The sequence below is a fragment of the Nocardia sp. IFM 10818 genome, assembly GCF_054655275.1.
The window spans coordinates 4,833,571-4,850,530 of record NZ_BAAHJH010000001.1 but is presented as its reverse complement, the minus strand read 5'-3'; the positions used below and the strand labels follow the sequence as shown (position 1 = coordinate 4,850,530).

General features: G+C 69.6%; 11 protein-coding genes. 5 read left to right on the top strand and 6 right to left on the bottom strand.

Annotation, left to right across the window (positions count from 1 at the left end):
• Nucleotides 1-78 precede the first annotated feature (78 nt).
• Genes ACYQ5L_RS22440 through ACYQ5L_RS22430 form a run of 3 tightly spaced genes read left to right on the top strand, consistent with a single transcriptional unit; the run spans nucleotide 79 to nucleotide 2,899 of the window.
• Nucleotides 79-423, top strand: coding sequence for a FeoA family protein (locus ACYQ5L_RS22440; RefSeq protein WP_459959896.1), 345 nt, complete (start codon nucleotides 79-81; stop codon nucleotides 421-423).
• Complete coding sequence (feoB, locus tag ACYQ5L_RS22435; RefSeq protein ID WP_459959894.1) at nucleotides 420-2,627, top strand: ferrous iron transport protein B; 2,208 nt, start codon at nucleotides 420-422, stop codon at nucleotides 2,625-2,627. The genes ACYQ5L_RS22440 and feoB overlap by 4 nt, the downstream gene beginning before the upstream one ends.
• A complete protein-coding gene (locus ACYQ5L_RS22430) occupies nucleotides 2,624-2,899 on the top strand; it encodes a FeoC-like transcriptional regulator (protein ID WP_459959891.1) in 276 nt (91 codons plus the stop codon). The genes feoB and ACYQ5L_RS22430 overlap by 4 nt, the downstream gene beginning before the upstream one ends.
• Here the strand turns inward: ACYQ5L_RS22430 and ACYQ5L_RS22425 are convergent.
• Complete coding sequence (locus ACYQ5L_RS22425) at nucleotides 2,871-4,325, bottom strand: MFS transporter (RefSeq protein WP_459959890.1); 1,455 nt, start codon at nucleotides 4,323-4,325, stop codon at nucleotides 2,871-2,873. The genes ACYQ5L_RS22430 and ACYQ5L_RS22425 overlap by 29 nt on opposite strands.
• A 210-nt stretch (nucleotides 4,326-4,535) precedes the next feature.
• Here ACYQ5L_RS22425 and ACYQ5L_RS22420 point away from each other — a divergent pair, with 210 nt between their 5' ends.
• Nucleotides 4,536-5,984 carry a lipase maturation factor family protein gene (locus tag ACYQ5L_RS22420; RefSeq protein ID WP_459959888.1) on the top strand — a complete coding sequence of 483 codons (1,449 nt, stop codon included), beginning with the start codon at nucleotides 4,536-4,538 and terminating at the stop codon, nucleotides 5,982-5,984.
• Nucleotides 5,985-6,150: 166 nt separating this feature from the next.
• Here the strand turns inward: ACYQ5L_RS22420 and ACYQ5L_RS22415 are convergent, their stop codons facing one another.
• On the bottom strand, nucleotides 6,151-7,338 hold the full coding sequence (locus ACYQ5L_RS22415) for an MFS transporter (RefSeq protein ID WP_459959886.1): 1,188 nt from the start codon (nucleotides 7,336-7,338) through the stop codon (nucleotides 6,151-6,153).
• A 105-nt stretch (nucleotides 7,339-7,443) separates the two neighbouring features.
• On the opposite strand from ACYQ5L_RS22415, the gene ACYQ5L_RS22410 reads away from it, so the two are divergent.
• Complete coding sequence (locus ACYQ5L_RS22410; protein WP_459959884.1) at nucleotides 7,444-7,890, top strand: MarR family winged helix-turn-helix transcriptional regulator; 447 nt, start codon at nucleotides 7,444-7,446, stop codon at nucleotides 7,888-7,890.
• A gap of 709 nt (nucleotides 7,891-8,599) precedes the next feature.
• Here ACYQ5L_RS22410 and ACYQ5L_RS22405 read toward each other — a convergent pair.
• The 4 genes from ACYQ5L_RS22405 to ACYQ5L_RS22390 form a co-directional block, all read right to left on the bottom strand.
• On the bottom strand, nucleotides 8,600-9,052 hold the full coding sequence (locus ACYQ5L_RS22405) for a GNAT family N-acetyltransferase (protein WP_459959882.1): 453 nt from the start codon (nucleotides 9,050-9,052) through the stop codon (nucleotides 8,600-8,602).
• Between the two features lie 112 nt (nucleotides 9,053-9,164).
• On the bottom strand, nucleotides 9,165-13,403 hold the full coding sequence (locus tag ACYQ5L_RS22400) for a TIGR02680 family protein (RefSeq protein ID WP_459959881.1): 4,239 nt from the start codon (nucleotides 13,401-13,403) through the stop codon (nucleotides 9,165-9,167).
• Nucleotides 13,403-14,797, bottom strand: coding sequence for a TIGR02678 family protein (locus ACYQ5L_RS22395; protein ID WP_459959880.1), 1,395 nt, complete (start codon nucleotides 14,795-14,797; stop codon nucleotides 13,403-13,405). The genes ACYQ5L_RS22400 and ACYQ5L_RS22395 overlap by 1 nt, the downstream gene beginning before the upstream one ends.
• Nucleotides 14,797-16,695: a TIGR02677 family protein gene (locus ACYQ5L_RS22390; protein ID WP_459959879.1), complete on the bottom strand. Its 1,899-nt coding sequence runs from the start codon at nucleotides 16,693-16,695 to the stop codon at nucleotides 14,797-14,799. Before ACYQ5L_RS22390 ends, ACYQ5L_RS22395 begins: the two co-directional genes overlap by 1 nt.
• Nucleotides 16,696-16,960: the final 265 nt, after the last annotated feature.

Here is a 16,960-nt window from a genome sequence, read left to right as displayed (position 1 = left end):
GCGCCTCTCGGTCACCCATCACTCACAGCGAACTCACAGGCAGCTCGCCCATTCGGGCCGAACCGCTCCTGACCTGGCATGGAGTGCTGGCCCACGGTCCCTAAGCGGACATTTTGGACGATTTGCCCGGAGTATGCTCCGAACAGTGGTGGACAGCTTTGGAGAGGCAAACCTGCCGGGACGCAACCGGGGGTCCCGGCAGTGACGCTCATGGATGGTGTTCGGGGACAACGATTCCGGATCGATCGGATAATCGGAGACAGACGACATCGGCGGCGTTTGCTGGAGATGGGCTTGTTGCCCGGTACCGCCGTCGAGGTGGTGGGTGTGGGGGCCTTCGGGGGACGAATCCTGCGGATCGATGACGCGCGGGTGGCCGTGGACGCCGGGACCGCGCGACAGATTGAAGTGAGCGCGGCATGAGTGATTGCTGCGAGACCGGATCCGGCACCGCCGTCCATGGTGCGACCGGGACCGTCGCACTGGTCGGCAATCCGAATGTGGGCAAATCGACGCTGTTCAATGCGGCCACCGGCGCGCGGGTGCGGGTCGGCAACTGGCCGGGCACGACGGTGGGCGTCGCCGAGGGCGGCTGGAAGCTGGGGGAGAACGAGGTGAAGCTCGTCGACCTGCCCGGCACCTACAGCTTGCTGCCGGCCTCCCCGGACGAGGCCGTCACCCGCGACGCCCTCCTGAGCGGCGACGCCCGCCCCGATGTGGTGGTCGCGGTCGCCGACGCGGCCAATCTGGCGCGCAGTCTGTATCTGCTGTCGCAGCTGCTCGAAACCGAGCTGCCGGTCGTGCTCGCGCTCACCATGACCGATGTGGCCGCCGGGCGCGGCACCGATATCGATCCGGCCCGGCTCGCTGCCGCGCTCGGAGTTCCGGTCGTGCCGGTCGTGCCGCGCGGCGGCCGAGGCATGGATGCGCTCGCCGAAGCCGTTGCCGTCGCGATGATCTCGCGCGCCGCTCCGGCCGCGCCGCACCTCGGCGACGATATCGATTCCGCCGTCGCGGAATTGGCCCCGCTGCTGCCGGAGGGCTACCCCGCGCGGTGGCTGGCGCTGGCGGTGCTGGCCGGCGAAGCCCCGGCGGGAGTTGTCGCCTCTCGAGCGGCAGCGGGCAAGTCGGCCGGTACGGCAGTTGACAAGACCGTCGGAGCGGCAGCGGGGGAGACTATCGGGACGGCAGCGGAGAAGGCCGTCGGGACGGCAGCGGAGAAGACCGCGGGTGCGGCACTCGGCAAGGCTGTCGATGCGGCGATAGCCCGGCTCGAATCGGCTGATCCGGACGATGATCCGGAGATTGTCATCGCGGAACGGCGCTACGCGTGGGCGCACGAGGTATTGACGGCCGCGGTCACGCGCACTCGCGGCGCGGTCACCCTGACCGATCGCGTGGATCGGGTGCTGACCTCCCGGTGGCTGGGCGTTCCGGTATTCCTCGCCATCATGTGGGCCGTTTTCCAGCTCACCACCACGGTCGCCAAACCGGTACAGGATCGGCTCGGCGATTTCATCACCGTGACGGTTGCGGGGAAGGTCGGGAATGCCCTGGCGGCGCTGGGGGCCCCGGATCCGATCATCGGGTTCATCCGGGACGGATTGATCAACGGCGTCGGCCAATTGCTCAGCTTCGTACCGCTCATGCTCATTATGTTCGTGCTGCTGGCGCTGCTGGAGGACTCGGGGTACATGGCCCGCGCGGCCTTCGTGGCCGACCGGCTCATGCGCACCATGGGCCTGCCCGGCCGCGCCTTCCTGCCGCTCATTGTCGGATTCGGCTGCAATGTGCCCGCCATCTCCGGCACCCGGGTGCTGGGCAACTCGCGCCATCGCCTGCTGACGGCCCTGCTCATCCCGTTCACCAGTTGCAATGCGCGGCTTGTGGTTTACGTCCTGGTGGCGGGTGCGTTCTTCGGCAGCAATGCGGGCACGGTGGTGTTCGCCATGTACGTCACCTCGATCGTGCTGGTGGTCCTCGTCGGATTGCTGCTGCGCGGCACCCTGTTCCGCGATATGGCGGGGGAGCCGCTGGTGCTGGACCTGCCGCCGTACCGGCGCCCGAGCCTGCGGGTGATGGGCATGCACACCTGGCAGAAGATGCGCGGCTTCCTGAAGACGGCCAGCGGCATCATCGTCGCCACCGTGACCGCGGTGTGGCTGCTGTCCTCGATTCCGGCGGGCAGCGGATCCTTCGGTGAGGTGCCCGCGTCGGATTCCATGTTCGGCGCGGTGTCCTCGGCGGTGGCGCCGGTCTTCGCGCCCGCGGGTTTCGACGATTGGCATGCCTCGGCGGCGCTGGTCAGCGGGTTCGTGGCGAAGGAAGCGGTGGTCTCCACCGTCGCGCAGTCCTACAGCATGGACGATCCCGGCGACGGAGCCGCGCCACAGCCCCTGGCGGATTCGCTGCGCGCCACCTTCGACCACGCCTCCGGCGGTCATCCGATTCCGGCGGTGCTGGCGTTCCTGATGTTCCTGCTGGCCTACACGCCGTGCATGACGACGCTGGCGGTCATGCGCCAGGAAATCGGCACGCGCTGGACCCTGTTCAGCGTGGCCTTGCAATTGAGTGTGGCCTGGGCGCTGGCCGTCGCCGTCTTCCAGCTCGGGCGGGTGTTCTGGTGAGCGCGCTGCGGAAGGTCCTCGCGGAGATCACCGCGGCAAGGGGCGGCGTCGGCCTGGACGACATCGCCCAGCGAATCGGGGTGTCCCGCAATGAAGTCGACGCCATGGTCGACTACTGGGTCCGCAAGGGCAGACTGTCGGCCGAACCGGTCACCTCGGGATGCCCGACCGACGGCTGCGGCGGCTGTCCCTCCGACGGGGCCTGCTCCACCACGGTGAAACCCGGACCGGTGCTGGTGGCCATCACTTCGCGTCCGCCGCACGGGAACTGACCTCCGAGCGGGCGTGCGGTCTGCCGATCATGGTGCGGACCACGATCAACGCCAGTACGGCGAAACCGGTCATCACGATCCAACTGGAGGTGGCCGGGCCGCGGAAGGCATCCTCCGATTCGAGCGCGCCCGGGGCGCCGGCGATGATGGAGCCGATCACCGCCACGCCCAGCGCCTGACCGAACTGCCGGGAGGTGGTGGCCACGCTCGATGCCACACCCGCGCGGGACCGGGGCAGGCCCGAGATGGCGGTATCGGTGATCGGGGTGTTCATCATGCCCACGCCCGCGCCGAGGCAGCCGTAGGCCGCGAGCCGCACCACCGGGTTATCGGTTTCGAAGGTGAAGGTGAGCGCCAGCGCGGCCACTGTGGTGACAACCGCGCCCAGGGTGAGGGCGAACCGCGCCCCGCGCAGCGCCGTCAGCCGCCCCGACAGCGGTCCGGCCACCGCGATGGCCGCCGCCATGGGCAGCAGCTCCAGTCCGGCGTGCAGCGGGTCGAGCTTGCGAATGTCCTGCAGGTAATAGGTATTCAGGAACAGGAACCCGCCGACCGCCACGTATGCGCTGATCGCCACCAGCACCGCGCCGGTGAACGGCGGTGAGCGGAAATCGCGTACATCGATGAGCGGTTGGTCGTGGCGCGGCTCGTAGCACAGCAGCCCGGCCAGGCAGCCGAGACAGCCGAGGACACAGCCGATGGACACCGCCGAGAGCCAACCCCGGTGCGGCCCTTCGATAATCGCGAAGATGAGCAGGCCGAGGAATCCGGTGGCCAGCACCTGGCCGACCGGATCCAGGCGGCGCGGGACCCGGCTCCGCGCGGAGGGTATGAATCGCAGTGTCGCCAGGAAAGCGAGTAGCGCGATCGGCACATTGATCCAGAAGATGCCCTGCCAGCCGATCGAATCGACCAGGAAGCCGCCCACCACCGGTCCGGCGGCGGTACTGATTCCCGTTGTGCCGCTCCAGAATCCGAGAGCGCGAGCGCGCTGCCCGGGACCGGTGAACACCCCGGAGATAATGGCGATGGCCGAGGGATTCAGCATGGAGCCGCCGATCGCCTGGAAGATCCGGAATCCGACCAGCCAGCCGAAAGACGGTGCGAGGCTGCACAGCAGGGATCCGCAGGCGAAGATGACCAGGCCGAGGAGGAAGACCCGGCGTTTGCCGATCCGATCGCCGAGCGCGCCCATGAACAGCATGAGACTGGCCAGCACCACCGTGTAGGCGTCGACGGTCCACTGGGCGCCCGAGATCGAGGTGTTCAGGTCGCGGCCGATGGACGGCAGCGCGACATTGAGGGCGGTGCTGTCCAGTTGCGCCATGAGAACCGCCGTGCAGCAGGTGGCGAGGATGAGCCGCTTGCGGGCCGGGGACGGTTCGAGGCCGCCGGAGACCACCGCGGTCGCGCCCGGTTCGGCCATGTCCATTCCTCGCGTCCCCGATCGTCTCGAACTCTCGTGGTGCGGTGGTGGTGCTCGAACAGCAGAGGTCATCCTACGTGGGCGACCCGCCGTGGCCGGGCATCCGCGCGGCCGGAGGGCCCGGCACGAACCTCTGCACAGTCGTATAGTGCGAATTGTCCGGGTATGCGGAGATGGGACAGGGGATCCGTCGTCCGAGGAGATACGGACATGGAATGGTTCACGGCATCCGAATACTGGCTGGCCAGGCAGGTCCTGGAACGCGGTATCGCGGCCATCTACGTGATCGCGTTCGTGGCGGCCGCCCGGCAGTTCCGGGCGCTCATCGGGGAACACGGCATGCTGCCGGTGCCGCGGTATCTGGCGCGGCGGTCGTTCTCGGAGGCGCCGAGCATCTTCCGGTTCCACTACTCGGATCGATTCTTCGCCGTCGTCTGCTGGTGCGGCGCGGCGCTGGCGGCCGCGATCGTGCTCGGCGCGGCCGATCTGGTGCCGCTGTGGGCCGCCATGCTGGCGTGGCTGATGTTGTGGGTGCTGTATCTGTCGATCGTCAATGTGGGCCAGGCGTGGTACGCGTTCGGATGGGAGACGCTGCTGCTCGAGGCCGGATTCCTGGCGATCTTCCTCGGCAATGACCGGACCGCGCCGCCGGTGCTGTTGGTGTGGCTGGTGGCCTGGCTGGTGTTCCGGGTGGAATTCGGGGCCGGGCTGATCAAGATGCGCGGGGACGCCTGCTGGCGCAAGCTGACCTGCCTGTTCTACCACCACGAGACCCAGCCCGTGCCGGGGCCGCTGAGCTGGTTCTTCCACCATCTGCCCAAGCCGTTGCATCGGGTGGAGGCGGGGGCGAATCATCTTGCGCAGCTGGTGGTTCCGTTCGGGCTGTTCGCGCCGCAGCCGGTGGCCAGCGCGGCGGCGGGGATACTCGTGGTGACCCAGTTGTGGCTGGTGCTGTCGGGCAATTTCGCCTGGCTGAACTGGATCACCATCGTGCTGGCCTGCGGTGTGATCAGCCAATCCGCCCTGCCCGGCCCCACGCCGCCCGCGCTGCCGGAGCCGCCGCTGTGGTACGCCGGGCTGGTGGTGGCGTTCACGTGTCTGGTCGTGGTGCTGAGCTATTGGCCGGTGCGCAATATGCTGTCGAGCGGACAGCGAATGAACATGTCGTTCAACGCCTATCGACTGGTCAACACCTACGGTGCGTTCGGCACGGTCGGGCGCGTCCGCCACGAGGTCGTGATCGAGGGCACCCGCGATGCCGAGATCACCGACGACACGGTGTGGGAGGAATACGGGTTCAAGGGCAAACCCGGTGCGCCGCAGCGCATGCCACGGCAATGGGCGCCATACCATCTGCGCCTGGACTGGCTGATGTGGTTCGCCGCCATCTCGCCGAGCTACGCCCAACCCTGGCTGGGAGCGTTCCTGCACCGGCTGCTCGGGAACGATCCCGACACGCTGCGGCTGTTGCGCACCAACCCCTTCCGTGACACACCGCCGCGTCATGTGCGCGCCCTGCTCTATCGCTACCGCTTCACCACCGCGCACGAACTGCGCCACCAGCACGCCTGGTGGCATCGCAGTCTGGTCGGCGAATACGTGCCGCCGCTGTCGCTGGACAGCGCCGTCTTCGGGCCCGCCGAAGAGATCAACAGGTAGCGCGGTCAAGTCGGCGGGAACGGCTGCGGCAGGGGGTTCTCGGTGAGATCCACGCCGCGGGTTTCGCTGATCCGCCAGATCGCCGGCACCGTCATCACACCGCAGCGGAGAGCGTTCGACCGGGCAGGGTGCGAGTCGCACGCTGCCCGGTCGATGTCGGAAGTGGTCAGACCGCGGCCAATTCCCGCTCCGGGGCGTCGGTGGTGTGGGTGTGCTCGCTACGTTCGGCCAGTGCCAGCACGGCCAAACCGGCGACCGCGAACCCGGCGCCCACCCACAGCGACGAACCCCAGCCGAGCCCGGCGGCAATGGCCAGACCCGACAGCCATACGCCGAGGAAGTTGCCCACATTGAAGGCGGCGATATTGGCCGAGGAGGCCATGGTCGGCGCGGCCGCCGCGTGGTTCATGATCCGCATCTGCAGGCCGGGGGTGGCGCCGAAACCGAAGAAGCCCATGGCCGGCAGCAGCACGATGGCCGCGATCTTGTGGTCGTCGAGCGCGCCGAATGCCGCGAGCGCCACGGCCAGCGCCAGGGTCATGCCGAACAGGGTGCGCGACAGATTGCGGTCGGCCCAGCGGCCGCCGACCAGATTGCCCGCGAACAGGCCCAGGCCGAACAGCACCAGCAGCCACGGGATGGCGCCCTCGGAGAAACCGGTGACCCGGGTCAGCAGCGGCTCGATGTACATGAACGCGCCGAACATGCCGCCGAAGATGAGCACGGTCAGCGACAGCGAGTACCAGACCTGCGCATTGCGGAACACTGCCAGCTCGGAGCGCAGGTTCGGGCGGTCGGCGCGATCGGCAGGCTGGGCCGGGACCAGCGCGGTGATACCGGCCAGGGCGATCACGCCGACCACCGCGATGACCGCGAAGGTGGCGCGCCAGCCCCACTGCTGCCCGATGACGGTGCCCATCGGCACACCCAGCACGTTCGCGATCGTCAAGCCGCCGAACATGATCGAGATGGCGCCCGCCTTCTTCTCCGCCGCGACCAGCGAGGCCGCCAGCACCGCGCCGATCCCGAAGAACGCACCGTGCGCCAGCGCCGCGAGAATGCGCCCGCCCAGTAGCGCGGCGTAACCCGGCGCGAGGGCGGAGAGCGCATTGCCCATGGTGAACAGCACCATCAGCGCCTGCAGCGCCCGCTTGGGCTCCCAGCGATTGACGACCGGGGTCAGCGCCAGCGCGCCCACCACCACGGCGAGGGCGTATCCGGAGATCAGATACCCGGCCGTGGGCACCGAAACGCCCATGTCATCCGCCACCGAGGACAGCAGACCCGCGATCACGAACTCGGTGAGCCCGATTCCGAAACCCCCGAGCGCGAGGGCGATGAGGCCGAGTGGCATGTCGATTCCTTCCCTGGCTTACGCCGATATACCGCGTGTGCAACAAACTGCACACGACGATAATTGCACACGCGCACTATTGCAAGTCGGAGCTATGCTGTTCTCATGGGAATTGCCGACGACGCCATCGAAGTGCGGGCCACCGGCTGGCGCACCCTGGCCGCCCTGCACGGCCACATCGAAACCGCCCTCGAGCGCGAACTACGCGAACACGACCTCTCCGTCGTCGAGTACACCGTGCTCGACGCTCTCTCCCGCCAGGACGGCTGGCACATGCGCATGTCCCAGCTGGCCCGCGCCGCCGCCCTCTCCGCCAGCGCCACCACCCGCCTGGTCAACCGCCTGGAAGACCGCGGCCTCCTGGTCCGCGTCCTCTGCGCCGACGACCGCCGCGGCATCTACACCGAACTCACCCCCAAGGGCCGCGAAGCCTACGACCGCGCCCACCCCACCCACGACCGCGCCCTCGAACAGGCCCTCACCGACGCGGAATCCATCCCCGAACTCGCACCCCTGGTCGACTTCCTCCACCGCACCCCGGCCCGCACCTGACCCTCCTCGGCAGGCGAACAGTCCGAGGGGCGCCCACCACAGCGGGCCTTGCCCGTCGGTCCGCAGCCGCACCCACGCGGTCGGCGGCCCAAACCAGCCGCACCTCGTGCGCTCGGTCCAACGAGTTCGATTCCGCCGACGCCAAGCAGCATGCGGCCGGGCACGCTGTGACGCAGCTGCTCCCGACCTACAGCGGGCGACAAAGCCCGCCGCCGCACGGCCGAGGACGGCAGCCCGGCCACCGCCCCCAGGCTCCGCGGGTGCTCCCCCCGGCGCCCGAGTCAATGCCATAGCTCTCGGTCGCGCAGGCTGCCGAACACGCTGGGTGACAAGACCGTTCGTCGCTGGTGAGGTGATGGCCATTCGACTCACTCGAATACTGCGACTTTCGCTCGCAGGGCGGATCCTTTGCACGCGAGCAGTTCGGCACGTGGGCTCCCGAATACGGCGGGCGACAGGGTTTCCCGAGGTCAGGCCGGAAATCGAGCCGACCACGACCGGGCGGACTTCTCCGAGGCGACGTCTCAGCTCTCAGTCGAGCGGGCGGTCGACATCGACTTCGGCTACGGCCGCGCCGCCGTGCTGGATCCTCGTGCGCGACAAGGAATCCTGCGACATCCGGTAAGCACCTCGAGTTGCGAATGCTCCCGAACGCGGAGGGCGGCAGGGCTTTCCCCGGGTCAGGCCGGTGCGGCTGGCGGGTGGGTGGTCACAGGGGGAGTTTGAATCCGATGTGGGTCGGCTCGTAGCCCAGGCGTTCGTAGAAGCGGTGGGCGTCAGTGCGCTGGGCGTTTGAGGTGAGTTGTACGACGGTGCAGCCGAGTTCGCGGGCTCGCGTCGCGGACCACTCCATGAGGATGGTGCCGAGGCCTGATCCGCGTTCCCCGCGGTGGATGCGGACGCTCTCGACTTGGGCTCGTTTGGCGGCTTTGAGGGAGAGGCCCTGAATTACGGTGAGCTGCAGGGTACCGACGACGCGGCCGTCGCGTTCGGCGACGACGATGTGCTGATTCGGGTCGGCGTCGGCGCGGGCGAAGGCATCCAGATAGGGGGCGAGATCGTCGGGGTTCTCGCGGGTGGCGCCGAGGAAGTCGTCGGCCAGCATGGCGACGATGGCGGGGACGTCGGTGGCGGTGGCGGGGCGGATCTCGAGGTCGGTCACACCGGCCGACATTACGTGGCGCACATGTGAAATAGCACCGACCGGGAACTGGTGGCGGGGTGCTCTCGGGCGATGCCGCCACCAGTTCCCGGTTGTCGTGTATCCAGGTGGGTCAGGCGTCGGCTAGGGCGGCTTCGTCGAAGGTGATGCCGCCTTGGATGGTGTGGGGGGTGCGGCGGCGGTTGGGGGAGCCGAGGGCGGCGGTGAGGTCGGAGCCGTCGTGTTCGGCGAGCAGGTCGTCGCTGTCCCAGACCAGCAGGGTGGCGCTGACGGTGTTCTCGGCGGCGCTGTGGGCGAGGTCGTAGTGGGCGCAGGCGGGGACGTGGGGGTAGGTGATCCACAGGTCGTAGCCGGTCATGAACAGGTCGAGGTCGAATTGGACGGACAGGCCCAAGAGTTCGCTGCGGCCGTTGTCGTCGACGCCGGCGAAGGCCTCGTCGAGGGCCAGCAGGCGGGGGGCCTGCGGGTCGGCGGAGTCCAGCATGACGTGGGCCGCGGCGAAGAGGGGCAGGTGCAGGGAGACCGACTGCTCGCCGCCGGACAGGGCGCTGTGGCGGGCGACGGTCAGGCGGTCCTCGGTGCCGTCGGCGGTGACGATGGTGAAGGAGAACACCCGCCAGGTGCGGTAATCCAGTGTGGCCGCGAGGATTTCGGGGAAGGAGCGCTCCGGGTGCGAGGCGCGGGCGGCGCGGATCTCGGCGGCGAAGTGCGCGCGGATGGTGCTCAGATCGTCCGGGGTGAGTTCGGAGGAGTCGCGATCGAGGAGTTTGCACACCGCGCGCGCGGGCTCGGACAGATTGTCGGCCAGCACCCAGTGCACGCCGATGGTGTTGCCCGAGGACATGCGGCGCTGCTTCATCTCCATGCCCATGCGGGAGATGAGATCGCGAGCGTCGGAGGTGCGCTCGTGAATCTGCTGGGCCAGTCCGGTGAGCAGGGCATCCTCGAGAATGCGGCGCTCGGAATCGGTGAGCAGCAGCTCCTGATCGCGCCGCGCCGCGCCGATGCGCTCGGCGAAATCGGCGAGCGCGGACAAGCCGTGATCATCGTGGACCTGCACCACGGTCAGCCCATCGGCGGCATCCCAGTGCAGGCGGTAATCCTGGCGCGCGGCGGCCAGGGCGGCGTCGAACTCCTGCAGGGCGGTGGTCACCGCGCTACGGGTGTTCTTCCGGGCGGCTTCACCCGCACGCACCGAAGCCGTTGCGGCGGACAGGTTCTCGAACAGCTCCGCCACCTCCTCGGGCAGCACCCGCGGTTCGGACTCCGGATCCCCGTTCTCGATCCGGTACAGCAGCTGCTCGGCCGTCGACCACGCGGCATCGCTGCTGGGCCACCGCGATTCGGCCGGAGCCCCGAGCAAGCTCAGCAGATCCGGCCGTGCGTACGGCGCCAGATGCCGCACATCGGCGAGCAATTCGGTGAGCGCGGTGCCCAGCGTCTCCCGCGCGGCCCGATGCGCACCCTCGGCGGTACCGACCGCCTCGATGGCATCGTGCGCGGCTCTACGAGCAGCCTTCTGCTCGGCGCGGGCGGCATCGATCTTCTCCCGCGCCAGCTCCAGCTCACGATCGATATCGGCAGCCCCGGCGCCGAGCGCTTCCCGCAGGGTCTCGAGCTTCCGCAACTGCTCCTCGTACCCGCTGCGCGCGGCCTCCGCTTCTTCCGCGAAAGCCTCGGCGAGATCCTTGGATTCGTCCAGCCGGTCGCTGGTCTCACGCGCGCGTTCGTGCTCGCGCTGATGATCCCCGCGCAGTCGCAGCAGCGCCGTCCCCGCATTCTCGAAATGCCGCACGGCGGCCGCCAGCGCATCCAGCTCGGCCGGATCCCGCGGCGCCTTGTGTTCGGCCGCAATCGCCCGCACCTTCTTGTCCGCCGCCGTGTACTCGGCCACCGCCTGATCCAGGTCTCGCTCGGCCTGCCCCGCGGCCTCCGACCGCGACCGCAGCACGCCCGCCGCCTCCGACACCGCCCGCAGCGCCGCCGTCACCGCCGTCGTGCGCGGCAGCGCCTTGGCCGCCGCCGAAATCCGCGCCAGCTCATCGGTCGCCGCCTGCTCCGTGGTCTGGGCGTCCCGCGCCTCACCCTCGGCCGCTTCGATCGCCGCGGCGAGTTCGGCGAGCCGGATTTCCCGGCGGCGTGCCCGGGCGGTCGTGCCGATGAATTCCGCGTCGGCCTTGTGGTGCCGACCGATCTGTACACCTTGCCGGAAGCGCCCGTCGGTCGCGATGGCGAGGGTGCCATCGATAGCGGCCGACGCTCCCTTGGCCTTGGTTGCGCCGATCTCGTGCAGTGCGATCGAAGCGAGCACATCGGCGACAGCCTGGCGTGGCACGGTGAGACTGTCGGTGTCGTCCTCGACCTCGAGCACATCCGCGAGTGTGCGGCCGGCCGGCCGCTCCTTCGCGGGCAATGCCAGCAGGAACTGATCCGACTTGTGGTCGGGCAGTGCCGAATCCGCGCATACCCAGCCATCGAGCAGGTTCGAAGCCTGTAGCGCTGCCTCGATTCCCGCTGCTGCCTCGGGCGTGACGTGATCGGCGAAGCGCACCAGCCGCCACAGCGGTGCACCGGCTCGCTCCCCGCGGACATCGGTGCGGGCGGCGAAAGCCGGTGGGGCGTCGTCACGTTCGGCGGCCACCTGCTCCCGCTCGGCGCGCAACTCGGCGGCGCGCGCCGTGGCCTGTGCGGCGCGCGCCCGCGCCTCCTGACGGCGACCGCGGATCTCGTCGGTCAAAGGTTCGCTGCGCTCGGCGAGCACCTCGGCCGGGGTGGCCGGGGTTTCACCGTCCTCGGTTCCCGCTCGGGCGAGGGCGTCATCGAGGGCTTCGAAGAGACCCTCGCGGATGGGGGTGTAGACCTCGCGGTGGGCTTCCCACCAATCGCGGAGCGAGGCTGCGGTGTTGGCGCGGGCGAGGGTGACGGCGGCTTCGGCTCGGGCGAGGTCGGCGGCGGCGGATTCGCGGAGTTCGGTGGCGCGCTGGGTGGCTCGTTCGGCGCGGGTGCGTTCGGTGACGGCGGCGTCGACGAGGGTGAGGGCGCGGCGGACGGCGCGGACGTCGGCGTCGCGTTCCTCGGCGTGCGAGCGGACGGTGGTGGTGAGGTGGTCGGCACGGGCCTGTTCGGGCAGGGAGGTCCAGGGGATGCCGGCTTCCTCTGCGGCGGAACGGAGTTCGTCTTCGCCGCGGGCCAGCGCGGAGGCGGCGTTCTGGACGGCGGCCTGGGCGCGTTCGGATTCCTCGGCGCGCTGGTCGACGGTTTGGCGGGCCTTGAGGGATTTGTCGTGGTGGACGGCGGCGGAGGTCTCGAGACGCTTGACGGCGTCGGCGAGGTCGTCGAGTTGCTGTTTGCCCTCGTACGCGCTGGAGCGCTGCAGGGTTTCGCGGTCGGAGAGGGCCTGTTCGTAGGCGCGGTCGGCGTCCTCGGCGCGGGTTTCGGCGGCGGCGCGTTCGGTATCGCGGCGCTGGCGCAGGGCCGCGGCGGCGTGCAGGGCGGTGCCGGCGTGGGTCACCGCGTCCAGGCGGGTGCGGACCTGGTCGACATCCGTTTTCGCCTGCACGGCAAGGTATTTGCGGTAGACGCCGACGAAGGCGCGGGTGGCGGTGTCGGCTTGGACGAGGCCCTCGAGGGTGCGGCCGACCTCTTCCATATCGCTGAAGGAGCGGGCGGCGTCGAGGATGAGCTGTTCGTCGAGGGGACGCAGGCCGTCGGTGAGCGCCTGCGACAGGCCGCGCGGGTCGAGGTTCTTGGCCAGCTGCGGGCGGCGCAGCGTCAGAATGAGGTTGATGAGCTGGTCGTAGCGCTGCTGGCCGAGGCCGAACATGCGGGCGTCGATGGCGGCGCGGTATTCCACGGGCCGGTCCACGATGGCGTCGCCGCCGATCTGCTCGGCCAGCTGCTTGCGGGTGAGCGGGCGGTCGTCCGGGCCGAGCAGCGAGAAGTCCACGCCCACGCGGCCGTCCGCGACGAAATACCAGCGGGTCACCTTGTCGGTGGAGCGGGTGGCGCGCATGCCGATGCCGATGGTCACCGTCTCCGGGTCGGCCCAGTTGCCGCGCGCGAATTCCATCCACACATAGGAGTAGGCCGATTCCTGCTTGCGGTACAACAGGTTCGACTTCATGGTGCGCTCTTCACCCGCGAACGGATTGAGCCGCCGCGGTTCGATGCGCCCGTCCAGCACGAAGGGGAACAGCACCTCGAGGGCCTTGGTCTTGCCCGACCCATTGGGCCCGCGCAGCACCAGGCGACCGTCGGCGAAGCAGAACTCCTGATCCCGGTAGTCCCACAGGTTGACGATGCCCGCGCGGGTGGGAACGAACCGGACTCCGCCGTGAATGAGGTCGGTCATCAATTCCCCTTCTCTGCGATATCCCCGCCGACTTCGGTTGGCGAGATGAACAATTCGGTCTCCGCGCGGGTGCGGATGGTGACGATGGCGCCGCGGTAGCGGGCCAGCGCGGGCAGGATGAGCAGGCCGCCGTCCACCGGTTCGACCAGCCGCAGCCGCTCCAGCAGCCCCACCACCTCGGCGGTGAGACCGGGCACGTCGGCCTGCCATTGGGCGGCGAAGGTCGCGCCGTAGCGGTCGGTGAGCATCTGCACGGTGTCGCGGATCCAGGACGATTCGACGAACGGGTACTCCGGAATCTCCGGCTCCTGCTCCTCGTCCTCCGAATCCTCTTCCGGCGCGAAGATGTCCACGGGATCGGCCAGCGGCGTGAACACGGTGGTCGCCGGAATCGCGCTGTCGAGCTGCTCGACCAGATCGGTGAGCGGCCGTTCCGGCCGCACTCGCCGCTCGACGGGATTGTCGATATCCAGTACCAGATCCGCGATCTCACCGGCGAGCAGCAATGCCACCTGGGCGAGCGTGCCCGTACCCGGGAACCGCACATCCGACAATCGCCCCGAACTGTCGATGAGCGCGACCCCCTCGGCCCGCCGCTCCGCCTTCAAGCCGGTGACGAGCTCGACCTCGCCCACCAGTTTCTCCTGCGCCAGCAGCGACCGATGCGGTTCCTCCCACTCATCGGCGTAGACCACCGGCTGCTCCACCAGCGCCCGGCGAATCCTGCGCGCGGCGAGAGCCTGTGCGGGCGAACGCGTATCCGCGCCTCCGGCCTCCTCGCCCAGCAGCCCGGCCACGCTGTGCAGATGCTGCAGCGCCCGCGGCGGCCGGAACAGCGCGAACACGATGGCGCGGTCGATATCGTAGAGCGCCTCCCCGGCTTCGGGATCCGACGCCCACCCGCCCGCGTCACCGTCGGCGAGAGTGACGGCCCCACGCGCCGCCAGCCATCCGATGGCATCGACGAACGCGTCGCGATCCGCCGCACGATCCGGTGCGAGCTCCAGCCCCTCCACCCGCTCGGTATACGCCGCCACCTGATCCGCCAACTCCGACAAGGTGATCTGATCCCCGGCCCGCCCCAGCGCCGCCAATGCCAGCGCCAGGTACGCGTACCGTCGCCGATCGAACACCCGGTCGCCGGTGGTCCGCGCGGGCCGCCCCGAATCCAGCGCATCGAGCACGGGAAACAGCCGCGCCGTCGTCTCGGTGACCTCGAGCCGATACCCGAACAGCTCCGCCAGATCCTCCCGCAACTCGGTCGCCCACCGCCGCAACAGCGGCAACGCGATCCGATCCGGATAGGTCCGCGTCACAAGATGATTCGCCAGAATCACGCGCGCCGCCCGCTGATAACTGTCCAGCGCCAGCGAATCGATGGATCGTGCGTGCATCAGCCCCGCTCCTTCCGATCACTGGCACCGGAACCGCTCGGCGCCGCCACACCGGTGTCGTCCGCACCGCGATCCGCCTCGGTGCTATCCGAAATACCTTGTGGCGCAATATCGTCCACTACGGGCGTCGGTATGGCTCCGCTCGGCGCCGGTGCGCCGGTGTCGTCCGTGCTGGTGCTGCCGGAGATGCCGTGTGGCGCAGCGCTGTCCGTGGCAGTGCTGGTCGCGGCATCGGCCGGCGCGGATGGCGTCGGGGTGGTGCGCGCCTCGCCGCGTGGCTTGCCGCCGCGCGCGGCGGCGCGGTTGAGGGCGGCGGAGTTCTTGCGGGAGGTGGCGGTTTCGCGGACGTCGAGGCGGCGGCCGTTGAGGTGGAGCAGGCCGCGGGCGGTGCGGACCACCGTGGAGCCCTCGCATTCGGAGACGGTGAGAGTCACGCCGCTGTCGGATCCCGTTGTGCCGGAGACGCGTCCGGAGACCGGCACCCAGGCGGTGGAGGCGGCGTCGATGAGGCGGAGGAGTACCTCGGTTTCGCTCTCGTCGAGTTCGCGTTCGTGGACGTCGGCGGAGGCCAGGGAGCGGGCGGCCTCGGCGCGGGCGCGCTGGGCGTCGAGCTGGGCTTCGCGCAGGCGGCGGATGCCGGCGTCATTGCGTTGCAGCCGGGCGGGTGCGCCGGGGGTGGGCGGGCGGCCGGTTTCGGCGAGGGTCCGGGCGATCTCCAAAGGCGGTGCGTCCCACCAGGATCGGATGGCCGGGATGACGTCGGCATCGGGGTGGTGCATGGCGAGATGGCGCGGCCGGCCCAGTCCGAAGACGGCGTCGTAGAGGGCGTGCGCGGCATCGGCGGTGGGTGCGGCGGTGAACCAGCCCGCCAGGTGCCGCAGCGCGGACTCGCGGCTGACGCCGCCCTTGCGGGTCTCGGTGACGCGCCGCAGCAGCGACAGCACCGCCGCGATCGCGCTCATGGTCGCTTCGCGCAGGCGCTCGCATTCGGTGAGGGCGGCTTCCCCGTCGGCGAGGAACCAGGCCCGCAGGCCCTGCCAGCGCGCGCGCCAATCCGCTTGCCGCTCGGCGGTATTCAGCAGCACGCGCTCGTCGCAGCGGGCAGCCCGCTCGATGAGTTCCTCGACGCCGGTCTCCTCGACCTCGCGAATCGCGGTCGCCAGGCGCGGCGCGAACCGCGCCAGGTCCATCGAGAACTCGCGCATATGCGCCAGCAGCGCATCCTTGTGGGCGAGGAACGCCTCCGGCGTCGCCTCGGTGGTCCGCACCAGATCCCCGAGGGTCAGATAGAAGTGCGCGGCCCGCTCGGCCAGATCCGACAGCGCCCGGTCCAGGCGATTGAGCACCCGGTACACCCGCGGCGCATCCCCGCTCTTGTTCGCCTCGGCAAGGGTATTCAGATCCGCCAGCAGCTCCGGCAACACCATCCGCGACAGCGCCGCCTCGTCCAGCCGCGCCGCCAGCACATCCGACACCGCCCGAAATGCCTGATACCCGGCCTGTGAGAACTGGTACACGTAATGCCGGTTCCGGTACTCGGCCAGCGTCGCCGCCCGCGTCCCGTCATAGCTGCGCTCCAGCACCCCCCACTGGTGCAACTGCTCCAGCAGCGGCCCCACCTCGGTCGCGGTCAATGTCGGCGCCCCCGGGCAACGATTGAGCGTCTCCACGACATCCGAGGCGTGCAACAACACCACATACGCCGCCCGCGCGGTATCGAACGCCCGCAGAACCCACAGGTAATCCCCCCGCTTCTCAGCGGTCGCGAACGAGAACAGCCGCAGCCGCCCGGCATGCGGAAACCCCTCGGCGCCGACCCCCGTCGGGTCGGGCAGCAATCCGTCAGCGGACTCGTTCACCGGGAGAAGGGTAGTACGCCCCGCCGACCGCCCGGGCATCGCCGCGACTGTCGGCGCGCCCATTCCGGCGAATCCGGCAGCACCGATCCGGCGAGGAATAGAGCACGATCACACCGGCCGCCCCTGGCGTATCAGTCGACGCCGGGACGGCGGCCGGACATGCGCTCCTCCGCAGGGCGGGCGCGCGGGTCGAGCCGGGATGCCCGTGGAGCGCGCCGTGGTGCGCGAGTCCGGCTCTGCGACCGCATGACCGGATATCACTGCCGGGTAATCCGTTCGCCCACGCTCGTAGTCGTCAGCGGCG

Coding starts and splice junctions, on each gene's coding strand:
- ACYQ5L_RS22395 (WP_459959880.1), bottom strand. CDS start 14,797: ATGCACGCACGATCCATCGATTCGCTGGCGCTGGACAGTTATCAGCGG.
- ACYQ5L_RS22440 (WP_459959896.1), top strand. CDS start 79: ATGGAGTGCTGGCCCACGGTCCCTAAGCGGACATTTTGGACGATTTGC.
- ACYQ5L_RS22410 (WP_459959884.1), top strand. CDS start 7,444: ATGGGAATTGCCGACGACGCCATCGAAGTGCGGGCCACCGGCTGGCGC.
- ACYQ5L_RS22390 (WP_459959879.1), bottom strand. CDS start 16,695: ATGCCCGGGCGGTCGGCGGGGCGTACTACCCTTCTCCCGGTGAACGAG.
- ACYQ5L_RS22400 (WP_459959881.1), bottom strand. CDS start 13,403: ATGACCGACCTCATTCACGGCGGAGTCCGGTTCGTTCCCACCCGCGCG.
- ACYQ5L_RS22415 (WP_459959886.1), bottom strand. CDS start 7,338: ATGCCACTCGGCCTCATCGCCCTCGCGCTCGGGGGTTTCGGAATCGGG.
- ACYQ5L_RS22425 (WP_459959890.1), bottom strand. CDS start 4,325: ATGGCCGAACCGGGCGCGACCGCGGTGGTCTCCGGCGGCCTCGAACCG.
- feoB (WP_459959894.1), top strand. CDS start 420: ATGAGTGATTGCTGCGAGACCGGATCCGGCACCGCCGTCCATGGTGCG.
- ACYQ5L_RS22420 (WP_459959888.1), top strand. CDS start 4,536: ATGGAATGGTTCACGGCATCCGAATACTGGCTGGCCAGGCAGGTCCTG.